The 16,724-nt window shown below is 70.9% G+C and carries 12 protein-coding genes; 8 read left to right on the forward strand and 4 right to left on the reverse strand.

The window, feature by feature from the left end; genetic code table 11:
* Window positions 1-77: 77 nt before the first annotated feature.
* The 6 genes from OV427_RS33845 to OV427_RS33870 all read left to right on the forward strand — a co-directional run bounded on the left by OV427_RS33845 (window position 78) and on the right by OV427_RS33870 (window position 9,115).
* Entirely contained in the window at window positions 78-1,739 is a 1,662-nt protein-coding gene (locus tag OV427_RS33845; protein ID WP_267860343.1) for a hypothetical protein, read from the forward strand.
* A complete protein-coding gene (locus OV427_RS33850) occupies window positions 1,736-2,437 on the forward strand; it encodes an ABC transporter ATP-binding protein (protein WP_267860344.1) in 702 nt (233 codons plus the stop codon). Before OV427_RS33845 ends, OV427_RS33850 begins: the two co-directional genes overlap by 4 nt.
* Window positions 2,434-3,714: an ABC transporter permease gene (locus OV427_RS33855; protein ID WP_267860345.1), complete on the forward strand. Its 1,281-nt coding sequence runs from the start codon at window positions 2,434-2,436 to the stop codon at window positions 3,712-3,714. The genes OV427_RS33850 and OV427_RS33855 overlap by 4 nt, the downstream gene beginning before the upstream one ends.
* Window positions 3,711-4,481, forward strand: coding sequence for a hypothetical protein (locus OV427_RS33860; protein ID WP_267860346.1), 771 nt, complete (start codon window positions 3,711-3,713; stop codon window positions 4,479-4,481). Before OV427_RS33855 ends, OV427_RS33860 begins: the two co-directional genes overlap by 4 nt.
* Window positions 4,482-4,602: 121 nt before the next feature.
* Window positions 4,603-7,290: a serine/threonine protein kinase gene (locus OV427_RS33865; protein ID WP_267860347.1), complete on the forward strand. Its 2,688-nt coding sequence runs from the start codon at window positions 4,603-4,605 to the stop codon at window positions 7,288-7,290.
* A 70-nt stretch (window positions 7,291-7,360) separates the two neighbouring features.
* Window positions 7,361-9,115: an ATP-binding protein gene (locus OV427_RS33870; protein ID WP_267860348.1), complete on the forward strand. Its 1,755-nt coding sequence runs from the start codon at window positions 7,361-7,363 to the stop codon at window positions 9,113-9,115.
* A gap of 12 nt (window positions 9,116-9,127) precedes the next feature.
* On the opposite strand, the gene OV427_RS33875 is transcribed toward OV427_RS33870, so the two are convergent.
* The 4 genes from OV427_RS33875 to OV427_RS33890 all read right to left on the reverse strand — a co-directional run bounded on the left by OV427_RS33875 (window position 9,128) and on the right by OV427_RS33890 (window position 14,205).
* The gene (locus tag OV427_RS33875; protein ID WP_267860349.1) at window positions 9,128-10,117 is read right to left on the reverse strand and encodes a L,D-transpeptidase family protein; all 990 of its coding nucleotides are present in this window, start codon (window positions 10,115-10,117) and stop codon (window positions 9,128-9,130) included.
* Between the two features lie 32 nt (window positions 10,118-10,149).
* Window positions 10,150-12,099 carry a LysM peptidoglycan-binding domain-containing protein gene (locus tag OV427_RS33880; RefSeq protein ID WP_267860350.1) on the reverse strand — a complete coding sequence of 650 codons (1,950 nt, stop codon included), beginning with the start codon at window positions 12,097-12,099 and terminating at the stop codon, window positions 10,150-10,152.
* 139 nt (window positions 12,100-12,238) lie between these two features.
* Window positions 12,239-13,816 (reverse strand): cytochrome c family protein, encoded by a 1,578-nt coding sequence (locus tag OV427_RS33885; protein WP_267860351.1) that lies wholly within the window; start codon window positions 13,814-13,816, stop codon window positions 12,239-12,241.
* A 5-nt stretch (window positions 13,817-13,821) separates the two neighbouring features.
* Window positions 13,822-14,205, reverse strand: a complete 384-nt coding sequence (locus tag OV427_RS33890) for a response regulator (RefSeq protein WP_120202605.1) — start codon at window positions 14,203-14,205, stop codon at window positions 13,822-13,824.
* A gap of 181 nt (window positions 14,206-14,386) precedes the next feature.
* On the opposite strand from OV427_RS33890, the gene OV427_RS33895 reads away from it, so the two are divergent.
* On the forward strand, window positions 14,387-16,027 hold the full coding sequence (locus OV427_RS33895) for a mechanosensitive ion channel family protein (protein WP_267860352.1): 1,641 nt from the start codon (window positions 14,387-14,389) through the stop codon (window positions 16,025-16,027).
* A 125-nt stretch (window positions 16,028-16,152) separates the two neighbouring features.
* Window positions 16,153-16,719, forward strand: a complete 567-nt coding sequence (locus tag OV427_RS33900) for a hypothetical protein (protein WP_267860353.1) — start codon at window positions 16,153-16,155, stop codon at window positions 16,717-16,719.
* Window positions 16,720-16,724: the final 5 nt, after the last annotated feature.

Raw genomic sequence — 16,724 nt, forward strand, 5'->3', positions numbered from 1 at the left:
CCCCTGCGCAGGGGGCGGTCCTACACGCCACCCACGAATAAATTGACTCTCCGGCCCAGGCATCCTGTCCTGCCGGGATGTTCCGCCGAGCCTGGCTCCCGACCCTCCTCCTCGTGCTCGCCGTCGCGGGCTGCTCCCGCTGCGGCAAGGACGCCGGCCCCACCGGCTCGAGCGCCGCGGCGGGCCCCGCCCGCTACCTGCCGAGAGACGCCCAGGCTGCCGTGGTCATCAACGACCTGGGCGCGCTGGGCGAGAAGCTGGCCCGCTTCCAGAACCTCAAGGTCGCCTCCTTCGCCGCGCAGCTCCAGAACTTCTCCACTGCCGAGGGCTACGTCTCCGCGGTGATGCGGCAGGTGGGCGTGGATCTGCGCAGCCGCCAGGCGCTGGAGGCCGCGGGCATCGCCCCGGGTCGCGGCGCGGGCGCGGCGTTCCTCGGCGGCAACCGCGCCGTCTCCATCGTCGGCGTGAAGGACGCGGACGCGCTCCAGGCGACCTTCGCGAAGTTCGCTGGCAGCCGCCTGGGTGCGTCGGAGACGCAGAAGACCTCCGTGGACGGCGGCAACCTCGTCAGCTTCAGCCGCCCGGGCTCCACCGAGCCCGCCCTGGGCATCCTCTTCCTGAAGGGCACCGACTACGCGCTGCTGGGCGCGGGCCCCTCGGTGGCCACGCTGCGCACGCTGGCCACGATGCCCCCGGAACAGTCGCTCGCGACCGAGCCCGTGCTGGCCGCATCCCTCAAGCGGCTTCCCTCCGAGCGCGACTTCCACGTGTGGCTGCCCGGCGGCACCGGCCTGCTCGTGCCGGCCGGCACCGTCCAGGGCATCACCCTCACGGGCCGAATCGAAGAGCGCGCGGTGACGGTGCACGCGGACGCTCCGTGGCCGGACACGCAAGCGTCGCTCGCGGCGTTGGATCCGCTGAAGGACGCCTCCGACCTCACGGGCGCGCTGCCCGCGGACAGCTTCCTCGTGGCGCGCTTCCGCGGGGACCCGTCCCACCTCGACGGCGCGTGGCCGTACCTGCTGGGCGGCTACATCACCCGCGCGGTGGAGAAGAGCGGGCTCGACATGAAGGCGGAGGTGCTCGACAACCTCAAGCCCGGCCTGGTGTTGGGCATGTCGCTGTCGCCCACGGTGAATCTCGGCTCGGGCATGCCCGCGCTGGACTTCCGCCGCACCAATCCCTTCCGCTTCGTGCACCTCGTCGCGCTGGCGGACACCGAGGACGCCGCGAAGACGCAGGCCACGCTGGAAAAGCTGCCGGCCATGGCCGAGGACTTCGGCGCGAAGGTGGAGCCGGCCGACCTCAAGGGGCAGAAGGTCTACCTCACGTCGTACCGCGCGGGAGAGGGTGCCCACTTCGCGCTCGCACCCAACGGGCGACTGGTGGTCGCCGCCCCCAAGGCCCAGATGGAGTCCACGCTGGCCTCGCTCGCGAAGCCGTCCGGCGAGGGCCCGGTGGCGGCGGACCTGAAGGACGCCGGCAAGGACGCCGCCCTCACGCTGGTGCTGGATTTGCGCCGCCTGTCGGACGCGGTGAAGAACCTGCCGTCCGAGGCCTGGGGCATCGGCGGTTTCGCCATCAAGGCCACCACCGTGCGCTGGCTGGAGGCCACGGATGACCTGCGCGCGGTGACGCTGGCCGTGTCGCGCAAGGAGAAGGCGCTGCAGGCGGAGCTGTCCCTGCGCCTGACGCCGGCCGCGGCGGCCTCCACCACCACCCAGCCGGCCACGCCGTGATTCACGCTCGCGACATCGTGAAGGAGTACCTGGACGGGGACGGCACGAAGGTGCGCGTCCTCGACGGCATGTCCCTGGACGTGGAGGACGGGGACTTCGTCGCGGTGGTGGGCCCGTCCGGCAGCGGCAAGTCCACGCTGCTGCACCTCTTGGGTGGGCTGGACGTGCACTACCAGGGAGAGGTGGAGGTGGGTGGCGTGAAGCTGCGCGGGCTCGACGACAAGGCCCTGGCGCGCTTCCGCAACACCCACGTGGGCTTCGTCTTCCAGTCCTTCCACCTCATCCCCAACCTCTCCGCGCTGGAGAACGTGCTGCTTCCCTCGCACTTCGGCGCGCCGCAGGCGGACGGCCGCAAGCGCGCGGAGGCCATGCTGGAGCGCGTGGGCCTGGGCTCGAAGAAGGACCGCGCGCCGGTGCGCCTGTCCGGTGGCGAGCGCCAGCGCGTGGCCATCGCCCGGGCCCTCTACAGCGGGCCGAAGCTGCTCCTGTGCGACGAGCCCACGGGCAACCTGGACTCGGCCACCGGCGAGGGCGTCATCCAGTTGTTCAAGGAGCTGCACCGCGAGGGGCTCACCGTGCTGGCCGTCACCCACGAGGAGCGCATGAGCGCCGCGGCCCGCCGCGTGCTGCGGCTGAAGGAGGGACGGCTCGTGGAGGAGCGCGCCGACCTGCACCTGGCCACCCGAGGTGCCCCGTGAGGCTGGACGCGCTGTCCCGGCTGGTGCGGCTGAGCCTCGCCCGTGAGCGCAAGGGCGCCTTCTTCTCCGCCTTCGGCGTGGCCATGGGCGTGGGCGCGCTCGTCTTCTTCGTGGGCCTGGGCCTGGGCGTGGGCCGTGTCATCCGCGAGAAGATCTTCCCCACGGACGCGCGGTTGGTGGACGTGGTGCCCGCGGCGGTGTCGCTGGGCTCGCTGCTCGGCGGCGGCAAGCTGGACGCGGCCACCGTGGACCGCCTTCGCGCGCTGCCCGGCGTGGAGGACGCGTACCGGAAGATGAACGTCCGCGTGCCCGCGGTGACGCGCTACGACGGCGTCTTCTTCGGCACCAAACTGCGCATGGGCATGGAAGTCCTCGCCGTGGGCGTGGAGCCGGGCCTGGTGAAGGGCGACGTGCAGCTCGGCGAGTTCAAGGACCCGGGCGACGGCCAGCCGATTCCGGCGCTCGTGTCCACGCGGCTGCTGGAGCTGTACAACAAGACGTTCGCCCCGGCGCGCAAGCTGCCCCAGTTGTCCGCGAACATGCTCGTGGGCTTCGGCTTCCCGGTGGAGTTCAACCGTTCGTATGTCGCGGCCACCGGCGGAGGGCCCACGCGCACCGCGACGACGCAGGTGGTGGGCGCGTCCGACAGGGCCATGCTCGCCGGTATCACCATCCCCCTGGACACGGCGGTGCGCATCAACCGCGAGGCCGGCGTGGACTCGGAGAGCTTCACCGGCGTCACCCTGGTGGCGAAGGACCCCTCGCAGGTGCCCGGCATCGTGGACGCGGTGAAGGGCATGGGGCTGGAAATCGACGACCAGGAGCGCCGCATGGCGGAGAACACGGGCGCGGCGGTGGCGCTCGTCACCTCCGCGCTGGCGCTCCTGTCCATCCTCATCTGCCTGCTGGCGGCGGTGAACATCGCCCACGCGCTGTCGGCCTCCGTGCGGGCGCGCGCCAAGGAGATTGGCGTCATGCAGGCGGTGGGCGCGTCGCGCGCGGACGTGCGCGGCATCGTCCTGGCCGAGGCCGCCGTGGTGGGCCTCCTCGGAGGCGCCGCCGGTACCGCCATCGCCCTGTTGCTGGCCTTCGTGGTGAACCGGCTGGCCTCGGGTTACCTGCCCAACTTCCCCTTCAAGCCCGACAGCTTCTTCTCCTTCCCCTGGCCGGTGGTGGTGGGAGGCGTGCTGCTGGGCCTGCTCGCCGCGCTCGCCGGCGCCTACTTCCCCGCCCGCCGCGCGGCCGCCACCGACCCGGCACGTACGCTCGCCGGATGACGCTCCCCTCGCGCAAGACGCTGCTCGGCAACGCGCTGAGCCTGGCCGGACTCGCCTGGGTCTACGGCGGTGACCTCGCGGACGCCGTGCGCGCCCGGAGCTCGGAGGTGGCCGCCTTCAGCACGCTGCCCTCGCCCGTGGGGCCCGCGGTGGTGCTCGCACTGACGGTGCTGGCCACACTCGTCGTGGTGGTCGGCATCGTTGGAGGGAAGGCGGAGGGCTTCAAGGGCTACCGGCTGCTGCCCATCCTGCTGGTGGGCTCGCTCTTCGTGGACCTGGTGCTGGCGGAGAGCCGTGTGCCCCTGTCCTCGCTGGACGTGGCCTCCATGTCGCTCCAGCGTTTCCACCAGCTGGCCCAGGAAATGGCCACGGAGCAGGCCGTCCCGGACGACCCGCGCATCCTCCAGCCGCTGCTGGAGCAGCTCGGCAAGCCGCCGTACCTCGTCCGAGGCGAGCCGGTGGCGGCGTACACACTGCAGGTGCGCAAGGACTGCGAGGGCCCCGTGCGCGAGGCCCCGGGTGTTCTCCCGGGGACATTGCTGTATTGCGTTGCCCCGGAGAAGAAGGGTGCCTGGGTGACGCTGGTGGGGCTGCCGGCGGAGCAGCGCTTCGGCGCGCCCGCGGTGGTGTCCGCCCGGGGCGAGACGCGCTTCCTGCTGGTGCGGCCCACGCCTCCCGACGAGGAACAGCCCGGTGCCTTCCGCGACGGGGATGTAGCAGCGGAGCCGCCTGACGGCGACGCGGGGACCTCCAGCGTCTCACCCTGAGCCGCCGCGGCCGGCCGGAGGGGGGGCGGCCAGCCTGCCTGCCCGGGTGCGGGAGTCGCACCCGTGGTTGACCCTGTGGAGTGGCGATCGCTAGGCTCCCTGCGAACGGACCCTCCCCCACGTGACGACCACTCAACCGAAGCGGCAGCCCATCCCGTTTGGGAAGTACCTCCTTCTCGACCGCATCAACATCGGCGGCATGGCGGAGGTGTGGCGCGGGAAGCAGTTCGGCGCGAGCGGCTTCGAACGCCTCGTGGCCATCAAGCGCATCCTCCCGAACATCGCGGAGGACGAAGAGTTCATCTCGATGTTCATCGACGAGGCGAAGATCAGCGTCCAGCTGACCCACGCCAACATCGCGAGCATCTACGAGCTGGGCCACATCACCAGCAGCTACTTCATCTCGATGGAGTACATTCCCGGCAAGGACATGCGGGCGATTTTCGACCGCTGCCGGAAGAAGGGGGAGCCCGCGCCGGTGCCGCTGGTGGCCTTCTGCGTGTCCAAGATGTGCGAGGGCCTGGACTACGCCCACCGGAAGAAGGACGGGATGGGGCGGGACATGAACATCGTCCACCGCGACATCTCGCCGCAGAACATCCTCATCTCCTACGAGGGGGAGGTGAAGGTCATCGACTTCGGCATCGCCAAGGCGGCGGGCAAGGCCACCAAGACGCAGGCGGGCATCCTCAAGGGCAAGTTTGGCTACATGAGCCCGGAGCAGATCCGCGGCCTGCCGTTGGACCGGCGCTCGGACGTGTTCGCCATCGGCGTGTGCCTCTACGAGATGCTGACCGGTGAGCGCCTCTTCGTGGGCGACAGCGACTTCAGCGTCCTGGAGAAGGTGCGCAAGGCCGAGGTGCCGCCGCCCTCCACGTACAACCGGCGCATCCCGGAGGCCCTGGAGAAGATCGTCCTCAGGGCGCTCGCGAAGGACGTGGACGAGCGCTACCAGTACGCCAGCGAGCTGGGCGACGACCTGCAGCGCTTCCTCATCACCAGCGAGACCATCTTCAGCCGCAAGGACCTCATGCAGTACATGAAGTCCACCTTCGCGGAAGAGGTGGAGCGCGAGAAGCAGCGCCTCATCGAGTACGCCGACATCAAGCCGCCCGACGGGATGCTGGCCGCCCTGGAGGCCGCGTCCTTCAACAGCACGCCGGGCCAGTCCGCCGCCGCCGCTGCCGCCAATTCCGCCGCCGCTGCCGCCGCTGCCGCGGCAGCAGCAGCACCGCCTCCCGCGGCGCTTCCGGTGGTACCGCAGGTGGCCCCGCAGCCGCCGCGCGCGACGGCCGCCATGGGCGCGGTGACGCCTGGCGGGAACAACGCGAACAACGGCGTGCGCCGCTCGCCCACGCTGGCCGCGCTGCCCAAGCTGACGGCCGCCACCGCCGCGCCCGCGCCCAAGGAGGACGAGCACCTGGCCACGCAGTTGGTGTCCAGCGACCACGTCTTCGACGACAGCCCCGAGCCCACCACGCAGCCGGGCGCCAACGTCGGCCGTGCCGTCACCCCGCTGGAGACGCGGGCCGTGCCCCCCGGGGGCGAGGACGAGGAGTCCGCCACCGGCAGGACGGCCGTGTTGTCGCCGCCGCCCACGCTGGCACCCTCGGCGCCGCGCCTGTCCCAGGCGAACATGCCGGTCACGGTGTCGCCGCCGCCCTCGCCCGCCATGCCGCCGCGCGCGTCCATGAGCGTGCCCACGCTGGCGCCGGTGGACGGGCCGCCACCCACGCTGCGGCCCGGCCGGGCCCCCGAGAGCCAGGGGCTGCCGCGCATCGTCCGGGACGTGCCGCCGCCGGACATGTCGCAGGGCATGGTGCGCACGTCGCTGCCGCCGGATGTGTCTCAAGGGATTCCGCGCTCGGCGCTGCCGCCGGACCTGGGCCAGGGCACGTCGCGTCCGCCGCCGCCGCCCAGCATGGGGCCGGGCGCCCGGGGTGCCCGGCACGAGGACGAGGACGACGACCAGGAGCGGCCGACGGCCGCGGTGCCCGCGCTGGCGGGCCGGGGTCTGGACAAGCGCGTGGCGCTGTTCGGCGCGCTGGGCGTGCTGGCGCTGCTCTTGCTGGTCGGGGTCGGCTGGGCCGTCTCGCGGCCGGGCACCGGCTACATCCTGGTGGACCTGCAGGGCGTCCCGGCGGACGCCCGGGGCTCGGTGAAGGTGCTGCTGGACACGCAGCAGGTGGCCGTGGGCAAGGACACGGCGCTGCTGCGCGAGGTCCCCGCCGGCCAGGTGATGGTCGTGGTGAGCGCGGAGAACTTCAAGCCCTTCACGAAGACGGTGGACGTCGCCAAGGGCAAGGACGTCACCCCCGTCCAGGTGGTGCTGGAGAGCCTGTCGCGCACCGGCTCACTCATGCTCGACACCGAGCCCGAGGACGCCGAGGTGAAGGTGAACGGCACCGTGGTGCGCCCGCAGGGCCGCAAGGACCGCTACATCAAGAGCGTGCCCATCACCGGCCAGGAGTGGACGGTGGAGGTCAACGCTCCGGAGTACAAGCCGGCGTCGCAGAAGGTCGCCGTGTCCGACGATGGCCCGGCCGAGGTGAGCCTCAAGCTGAAGCCCACCGTGGTGAAGGTGTCCGTCAAGGTCGACTCCAAGCCGGCTGGCGCCACCATCTTCGTGGATGGCAAGGACCTGGGGGCCGTCACCCCGGCGGACATCCAGGTGCCCGCCGGCGCCCGGCTGATCCAGCTGAAGCTGAAGTGCCACGACGAGGCCGAGGTGGACGTGCCAGAGTCGCAGTCGGGGCAGGGAGCGGCGACCGCGCGGGTTTCCCTCAAGCGGCAGCGCGGCTGCCGTTAGCCCCACGCCCGCTCCCCTCGGGAGCGGGCGGGCCGGCTCCCCGCAAACGGTGGAGCCAGAGGAGGCGTGTGTGAGCAAGGTGCGCAAGGTCAACAAGGCGGATCCGCTGGCGGATCTTCCCCGCTGGGCGCAGCAGCTGGCCCGGAAGTACTACACGAAGACGGTCAGCACCTTCCTGCTGTACGGGGCCGTGCGCGACTTGCAGCCCCTGCAGATGGAGGACGGCAGCCGCGGCTTCGGCACCCTGAAGACGTTCCTCTCCGAGGAGCTCTTCGGCGGCCGGGACCACGTCCTCTTCTACGACCGCTCGTCCGGCGTCCGCTCCGCCACCCCGGAGACGCAGAAGGACCTGATGCGGACGATGTCCGGCTACGACGCCATGTACGGCACGGACTACGCCAAGGTCATGCCGAGAGATCCGGGCCGGGCGCTCCAGATCCTGGAGAACTTCCTCCGCATGCGCGTGAGCGAGGGCAAGTCCCTGGCGCTCATCATCGACTTCGCGGAGACGCTGGTGCCGGGCGGGGAGATTTCCCACCTGTCCACCGAGGACCGCTTCGTGCTGGCCACGCTGGACAAGTGGGCGCATGACCCGCAGTTCCTCGCGGGCGACGTCTCCGTCGTCCTGCTCGCGGAGAACCTGGCGGACATCTCCCCGCGCATCAGCCGCAACCCCTACGCGGCGCCGATTGAATTGCCCCTCCCCAACGAGGAGGAGCGGCTGGAGTACGTGCGCTACAAGCTGGAGGGCAAGCGGCTGCAGTCGCTGTCGGACGTGCCGCTGGCGGGCCTGGCGAAGATGACGGCGGGCCTGTCCCGCATCAACCTGGACCGCGTCCTCACCGAAGCGCTGGAGCGCGAGGTGCGGATTACTCCGGAGCTCCTCAAGGAGAAGAAGAAGGAAATCATCCAGGCGGAGTGCCACGGCCTGCTGGAGTTCATCGAGCCGTCGCACTCGCTGGACTCGGTGGCCGGGCACACCAAGGCCAAGGAGATGCTGCGGCAGGCCGCCAGTGCCCTGAAGAAGGGACGGATGGAGGTGATGCCCATGGGCTACCTGCTCACCGGACCGGTGGGCACGGGCAAGACGTTCATGGTGAGCTGCTTCGCCGGGGAGATTGGCATCCCCGTGGTGAAGTTCCTCAACTTCCGCAGCCAGTGGCAGGGCGTCACCGAGTCCAACCTGGAGAAGATCTTCAACCTGCTCAAGGCCCTGTGGCCGGTGGCGGTGATGATCGACGAGGCGGACACCTTCCTGGGCAACCGCGACTCCGGCGGTGACTCGGGGACGAGCAGCCGCGTGTTCGGCTCCATCGCCTCCTTCATGGGCAACACGCAGTACCGCGGGAAGATTGTCTGGTTCCTGATGACGGCCCGCCCGGACCTGCTGCCCATCGACCTCAAGCGCCAGGGCCGCGCCGAGGAGCATATTGCCCTCTTCTACCCGCAGTCGGACGCGGAGCGGGACGAGCTCTTCAAGGTCATGTCCAAGAAGACGGGCGTGTCGGTGGAGGGCGTGGACTCGTTCGCCGCGCTGATTCCGGAGGGCATCCGCGCCTTCAGCGGCGCGGACATCGAGGCCGTCATGGTGCGCTCGAAGTTCCGCGCGCTGGCGGCGGGCCGCGAGTCGGTGGGCAAGGATGACGTGGCCGCGGTGCTGGCGGACTTCGTGCCCCCCAGCTACCCGCTCGAAATCGAGCTGCAGAACCTGGTGGCGGTGCAGGAGTGCACCAGCCGCGAGCTGCTGCCCGAGGGCTTCCGCAAGCTGGACCGCGACTTCATCACCCGCCGCGTGCGCGAGCTGAAGGCGCTGCTCGAGGGGTAGCCGGAGCGAGCCTCAGGACACCGGCACCGGGACACCCAGGTGCGGGTCGTCCACGTGCTCCACGATGGCCACGCGGTCCCCCGCGGAGAGCGCGTCGTGGAGCACGAGCACCGCCTCGTTCGAGTGACGGATGCAGCCGTGGGACACGTCCGCGCCCAGTAGGACGGGGGCGTTGGTTCCATGCAGCTCCTCTCCCGAGTGGCGCCCGTCCGCCCAGGACAAATCGAGGATGCGCGCGCCGAAGACGTGCCTGTCGTTCCAGAGCCGTGCGCCCGCGGCCTCGGCGGCGGCCTGGTCCAGCTTCGCGCGCACCACCTTGAGCCCCGTGCGCGTCGGCGTGGCGGCGGTGCCGGTGGCGTTGGGGAAGATGTCCACGAGGCGCCCCTCCGAGTCGAAGAGGAAGGTCCGGTGCTCGCGCAGGGCCACCACCACGCGGACGGGCTGGCCGTCGTAGAAGGCGGAGGGCAGGCCCCGGGACTGGCCTCGTGCGCCTGGAGCCGGGGCCAGGGCGTCCAGTGCGCGCAGGGTGGCGGCGTCCAGCGTGCCCGTGGGCCGCACGGTGGGGAAGGTGCGCGCGGCGTGGACCTGGAAGTTGCGGAGCGCCCGCTCCGTCTGCTGGCCATGGCGGCCATCCGGGCCGCCGTGGAGCGAGAAGCCCAGGTCGAGCAGTGCCGACTGCACGGCGCGCAGGCCGTCTCCCTTCGTGCCCGGCCCCAATACCTGTTGCCCCGAGGCCACGTCCGCGAGCTGCGGCAGGCCGGTGAAGCGGGCGTTGGACGGCGGCTCCGGCAGGCGGGGCAGGGAGGACGAGACGCGCGTGTCGGCAAGCGTCCCGTAGAGCGGACGGCCATCCAGCGGTTGGCTGGCATTCACCTGAAGCGGAAGCGGCCTCGGTGCGGCGTGCCGGGCCTCGGGCGTGCCGCCTTCCGTCGGCGGCACGTCCTGCGAGGCGGGAAGGGGGAGCAGCGAGCGGGAGTCTTGCGGCGGAAGGGTGGTGGTCATCCCCCGCCGCAGTGCAAATCACCCGCCCGACGTCACGGCGCGCTCAGGTTGAGCAGCTTGCCCGTGGGGATGGTGCGGTGGTCCTTGATGTTGTTCCACCGCATGATGTCCTCGACGGAGACGCCGTAGCGCTGCGCCACGGACCAGAGCGTCTCGCCCTCGGCCAGCGCGTGCGTCCGGCCGGCCGCCTTCGCCGCCACCGTCTTCGCCACCACCGTGCCCGAGCGCTCCTGCACCTGCGCCGTGGCCGCAGTGCCCTCCGGCCACACGTACAGCAGCGAGCCCACCTGCAGCGTCGGGTTGCGCCGCGTCAGGTTGTTCCACTTCTTCAGGTCGTCCACCGACACGTTGAACTTCGTCGCCACCACCCAGAGGCTGTCGCCGGACTGCACGCCGTACGTCACCCGCGTGCGGCCGTTGAGCTTCTCCGTCTTCACCGGCCCCGCGGCCACGGGCCCCTTGGGCGCACCCGCCGGGACCTCGTCCTCGGGCCGCACCACCACGCCGCTGCGCCGCGCCTGCGCCACCTTGTTCGCCAGCGCGCCGCCCGTCGTGCCGCCACCGCCGCCCTTGCCCGTGGGCACCGGAATCACCAACTCCTGGCCCAGCTTCAGCGTGCGCGCCGACTTGAGCTGGTTCATCTGGAGGATGGCCTCGGACGCGGTGCCGTACTTCTCGGCAATCTGCGACAGCGTGTCCCCGCGCTTCACCTTGTGGACGCGGAAGGCCAGCCGCTCGGCGGGGGCCATCTTCTTGTAGTTCTCCGCGAAGGTCGTCCCCGCGCCCCGGGGCACCCGCAGCTGGTACGGGTTCTTCGTGCTCGCCGGCGGCGTGCACCAGCGGCGCAGCTCCGGGTTCAGGTCCTGCACCAGCTTGACGTTCACCCCCGCCGCCCGCGCCACCACGTCCAGGTCCGCCGCGTCCGTCAGCTCCACCTCGTCGAACTCGAGCACCGGCTCGGGCTCGAACTCCTCCTCCGCGAAGCCGAAGGCGCTCGGGTTCTTCGCCACCAGCGCCGCGGCGATGAGCTTGGGCACGTAGTGCTTCGTCTCCTTCGCCAGCCCGCGCTCCTCGGAGAGCACCCAGAAGTCGCTCGTGCCGTGCCGCTCCACCATCCGCCGCACGCGCCCGGAGCCCGTGTTGTACCCGGCCCACGCCAGGTACCAGTGCCCCAGCTCCCGCTTGAGGTCCTTCAGGTACGACGCCGCGGCGCGCGTGGCCTTGATGGGGTCTCTGCGCTCGTCCACCCAGAAGTCCTGCTTCAGCCCGTACTGCTTGCCCGTGCTGGAGATGAACTGCCACGGCCCCGCCGCGTGCGCCCACGAGTACGCGTTGGCCGAGAAGCCGCTCTCAATCATCGCCAGGTACACCGTGTCCTTCGGCAGCCCGTACTGCTCGAGAATCGGCTGCATCACCGGCATGTACCGCGCGCCGCGCGACATCCACTTGCGGAACCAGCGCCGGCCCGGGCCCTGGAAGAACTGGATGTACTGGGCCACCAGCGGCTGCATCTCCACCGGGATGTCGTAGCGGTCCTGAATCTGCGCCACGTCGAAGTTGGCCAGGTCGGTGATGAGCGGCAGCTCCGCGGGCGTGTCGTCCTCGCGGAACGTCGGCTCGTCGAGCGCGTCCAGCATCCGCATCCGCAGCGGGTTGGCCAACCCCAGCCGCCGCAGCGACTGCATGACCTCCGCGTTGGGGCGCGCCTGCGGGTCCAGCGCGGCGCCCTCCAGCGCGCGCATCTCCTCCAGCTCCGCGGATTCGGCTTCCACCTCCTCGCTGGTGGCCTCCTCCTCTTCGGGAGCGGGCTCCTCGGCGGCGGTGGGCTCAGAGCCCGCGGGAGGGGCCTCGCCCGTCAGGAGGCGCTTCTCGTCCGCGGCCAGCACCCGCATGCCTGGAGGAGGCGGAGGCATGGGAGGCGGGGCGCCCTCCGAGGCTGGGAGCGAGGCCAGGGCGAGCAGCAGGAGGGGAAGAGGCGGCATGGAGTCGCGAACCCAGAAGCGCCCAGAAGCAGGCGGAGGGCGAAGTATTCGCGCTTTTTCTTGACAGTCAAACAACGAGTCGCGCTGTGCGGCCTTTCAGCGGACGCCGTGTGGGAGCAGGCGTCCAGGCGAGCCCGCGCTACGGCGTCGACTTCCGGGTATCCACCGGCTTTCCGTGCCCCGGCCCCAGGATTCGCGGCAGGTAGGTCGCGAAGTCGAAGTGGGGCGAGTTCTCCGGGTTGTGGCAGGTGATGCACACCGACTCGCCCGGGGAGGCGACGATGGTGTCCTTGGAGGGCGCGTCCGCGTGCTCCGAGCCCGGGCCGTGGCAGCTCTCGCAGCCCACGTCCTCGCGGCCCGCCACCTTGTCCAGGCGGCACACGCCGCCGGGCTGCTCATAGCCCGTCACGTGGCAGCTCACGCAGTTGAGGTGGAACTGCTTGCCCTGGGCCTCCAGCGTCTCCCACGCGTGGGAGTGCTTGGTCTTCTCCCAGACGGGGAAGGCGTCCTCGTGGCAGGTGCGGCACGTGTCGCTGCCCACGAAGGCCGCCTGGCCCTTCTTCGGCGCGGGGCAGTCCTGGCCGTGCTCCTTCGCCCACGCGAGGTTCATCTTCCCCACGTCCGCGTCGTACGCCGCCACCAGCGTCAGCGCGTCCGGATTCGAGGGCAGGCCGGACTCCAGCGGGACGAAGCGCAGCGTGAAGCCGTTGGTGTCGCCGGGGGGCGCGGAGGGCGCCGTCAGCAGCGCCTGCTTGCGCGCCACCAACTCATCCCGCTTGCCCTGCTTCAGCGCCTTCAGCTTCGGGTCCACGCCGGGGAGGTTGATGTCCTTGTCCAGCAGCGCGAGCCGCTGGTCCAGTGCCGCCACCTCGCGCTCGGTGTCGCCCTGGCCCTTCAGCAGGGTGAAGGCGCCCGGCTGGGGCGCGTAGCCCAGGTCCACGCGCAGCAGTGAGCGCCCCTTGCTCTGCAAGGCGACCACCGGCACCGCGGCGCGCACCAGCTTGTTCTGCTCGCCGCTGAACTCCGAGGCGGTGCGGGTGGCCACCACCACGTCCGCCTTCAGCCCCGGCCGGTCCACCGCGGCCTGGGCCGCGTCCAGCGTGGTGTCCAGCAGGGCGAGCACGAAGTCCGCCCCTTCCGCGCGGGCCCGGGCGCTGGCCTCCACCAGTTGCTCCGGCGTCTGGGCCGCCACCACGCCCACCTTGCGCGCGCCCGCGGGCAGCACCTTCACCGTACCGGGCGCCAGTTCCGGCAGCCCCAGGCCCTGGCGGAACCGCGCGCCGCGCGTCTCGTCCAGCGGGCCGGTGGCGCGCACGGCCAGGCCCATCAGCCGCATGGCGTCCGACAGGGCCCTGGCTTTTCGCTCCTCCTGGGGCACCTGGCCGGCTTTCAGTTCGGTCTCGCCGAAGAGGCTGTTGCCGCCGTCGATGTAGAGGACGGGCAGGGGACCCTTGCGCGCCTCCAGCACCTGCGAGGCCGCGCGGGCGATGCCGCCGCGCATGTTCTCACTGCAGCCGCACGGGCCCAGGTAGCCGCGCGTGTCCGCGGAGACGAAGAGGACGGCGCCCGGGGCGTTGTTGGACGCCGCGGTCGGGGGCGCGGCGGCCGCAGTGGCCGTGGTCGTGCCGGCTTCCGGGGGGGTGGGCGGCGCCGACTCCTTGCGCATGCACCCGGCGAGCGACGCGCCCAGCAGCGCGGCGACGAGGACGCGGCGCATGGGGTTCACCAGAGGATGCTCTGCACCAGTTCGTCGATCTTCTCGCCCATCGCCTCCAGCCCGTTCACCTTGGACAGGGAGCCGTCGGCGCCGACCTGCTCGGCCAGCTTGGACAGCTCGTCGTCCGGGAGGCTGGAGAACAGGACGATGGGGATGTCCTGTGTGCCGTACTCGTTCTTGAGCGTGCGGCAGATGTCCGTGCCCTTGGCCTCGGGCATGTGGATGTCGGTGAGGATGAGGTCCGGCCGCCAGCTCTGGAGCGTCTTCTCGAACTCCATCAGGGTCGACGTGGCGACGACCTCGTAGCCCCGCGCCTCGAGCACCGCCTTCTCCATGGCGAGCGTGATTTCGCTGTCGTCAATCAGGAGGATTCTTCGCTTCTCGGACACGGCGACCTTCCTTGGGGCCGTTTCTATCCTACCCCCATCTGGCGCACCAACGGTTTCCCAAGCCCTGAGATGAGGCCGCATGCTCCCATGTTGGCCTGTCCACCGTCGCACGCTCGGCCGCCCGAGGGCCAGGACCCGGTTCTTCCGGCGTGACGCCCGAAAAGGAGTATGGAAGGACCCCATGATGCACCGTGACAGTTGGGGCCTGAGAGCCCTCGTCCTCGCCTGCGTCTTGTGGAGCCTGCCCGCCGCCGCGCTCAACAACGGCCTGGGGCAGCCTCCGCCCTCCGTGGACCGGCAGACGCCCTACTCGACGGTCCAGGGCTTCCTGTCCGCCGCCCACCGGGGTGACTACGCCCTGGCCGCCCACTACCTGGACCTGGACTTCATCCCCCGCGCCGAGCAGGCGGAGCGCGGCTTCCAGCTCGCCCGCCGGCTGAAGTTCGTGATGGACCGGAAGCTGGCGGTGGACCTGTCCTCCCTGAGCAAGGCGCCGGAAGGGGACGCGGAGAACGCGCGGACGGACCTGCTCGGCACCATCCCCCTGGAGGGCGCCAACGTGCCCATCCGTGTCCAGCGGGTGACGGCGGAGGGCGCGCTGGTGTGGGTGTTCAGCGAGTCCACGGTGAAGCAGGTGGACCCGCTCTTCGCGGAGTACGGCCCCACCGTCGCCGAGTTCCTGCCGCCCGTCTTCTTCTCCGACACGGTGCTGGGGCTGGAGCCGTGGCAGTGGCTGGGCCTGCTGGTGACGCTGCTGGGCAGCCTGGTGGTGGCGGTGGTGTCGGAGCGGTTGCTGCTGGCGTTCGCCCTGAGGCTGGCGCGCTGGACGCGCATCACCTGGGACGACGACCTGGTGGCCGCGGGCAAGGGGCCCCTCAAGCTGGTCGTCTTCGCGGCGCTGCTTGTCGCCGGCACCTCGTTCCTGCGCCTGCCGGCCCCGGTGCAGGGGTTCTTCAACCGGGTGGGCTACTCGCTGGGTGTCATCTCCCTGGCGTGGTTCATCCTGCGCTTCCTCCGGGTGTCCGCCGCCTTCGTGCAGAAGCGGGTGTCGGTGGAGATGAAGGACGCCTCGCGCGCGCGCAGCGTCAGCACCCAGCTGGTGGTGCTGCGCTCCATCTTCGAGGTGGCCACCTACGTCATCGCCGCCGCGCTGCTGCTCATCCAGTTCGAGGTGGTGCGCAGCGTGGGCGTGTCGCTGCTGGCCTCCGCCGGCATCGCCGGCCTGGTGCTCGGCCTCGCGGCGCAGAAGTCCATCTCCACGCTGCTGGCCGGCATCCAGCTCTCCATCACCCAGCCCATCCGCATCGGCGACACCGTCATCGTGGAGAACGAGTTCGGCACCGTGGAGGAAATCACCCTCACCTACGTGGTGCTGCGCGTGTGGGACCAGCGCCGCCTGGTCATCCCCATCACCCAGTTCCTGGACAAGCCCTTCCAGAACTGGAGCAAGGGGAGCCCGGAGATGCTCGGCGCCATCACCCTCCAGGTGGACTACTTCACCGACATCGACGCCCTGCGCGCGGAGCTGACGCGCATCCTGCAGACCGAGGGGAAGCAGATGTGGGATGGCCGGGTGGGCAACGTGGTGGTGCTGGACGTGCTGGACCGCACGCTCACCATCCGGGCCCTGGTGAGCGTGGCCAACTCGGACCTGCTCTTCGATTTGCGCGCCCTGGTGCGGGAGCGGATGGTGGAGTTCCTGCGCGTCAACCCGCAGTGGCTGCCGATTACCCGCACCGAGGCCCGCCAGGTGCCCCCGCCGCAGCCGCCGTCGTCCGACACCAAGGAGCCGCCCGCCCCCCCGACGCCTCCCCGGGCCTGAGGGGGGACTTGGGGAACGGGGTGCAGGGAGTCCTTGCCTGCCGGGCAGGGGCCCTTGAATATTCGGTGCACCGCGCCGTCAAAGCGCACGAATTCACGCACCTACTGCTCGGGGGAGTCTTCGAGATGAAGCGTCATGCCAGGTTGTGCGGGGCCCTCGCGTTGCTGGCCGCCGCCGCGCCACTCACCGCCGGCGCGCAGGAGCGCGGCCGCACGGATGGACCCGAGGAGTCGGAGTACGGCAAGGGCGGGTACGACGACCCGGGTGGCCGGGGCGTCTCGCTCCAGCTCGACTGGGGCGCCGCCGTCAACTCCGAGCAGCCGCCCCGGGGCGCCCCCGAGGGGCCGCCGCTGTACGTGGGCGCCACCCTGTCCTTGTGGGGCGATGACTGGTTCCAGCTCGACATGAGCGGCGCCTACGTCTTCGACGGCGGCCGCTTCATCGGCATGGTGGGCCCGCGCTTCCGCACCTGGGGCTGGCCCGTCGTCTTCACCGCGGGCCTGAAGGCGGGCGCCATCGTGATTCCCGAGGGCGAGGGCCTGCGCTTCGGCATCGAGCCGAACGTGGGCGCCGAGTTCATCCTGGGCAACAAGGAGGACATCATCCTCGGCCTCAACTACATGCCGGACATCCCCATTGGCGGCGGTGGCGTCACGCATCGCATGGGCATGTCCGTCGGCTACAAGTTCTAGAGGGG

Source organism: Pyxidicoccus sp. MSG2 (genome assembly GCF_026626705.1).
GTDB lineage: Bacteria > Myxococcota > Myxococcia > Myxococcales > Myxococcaceae > Myxococcus.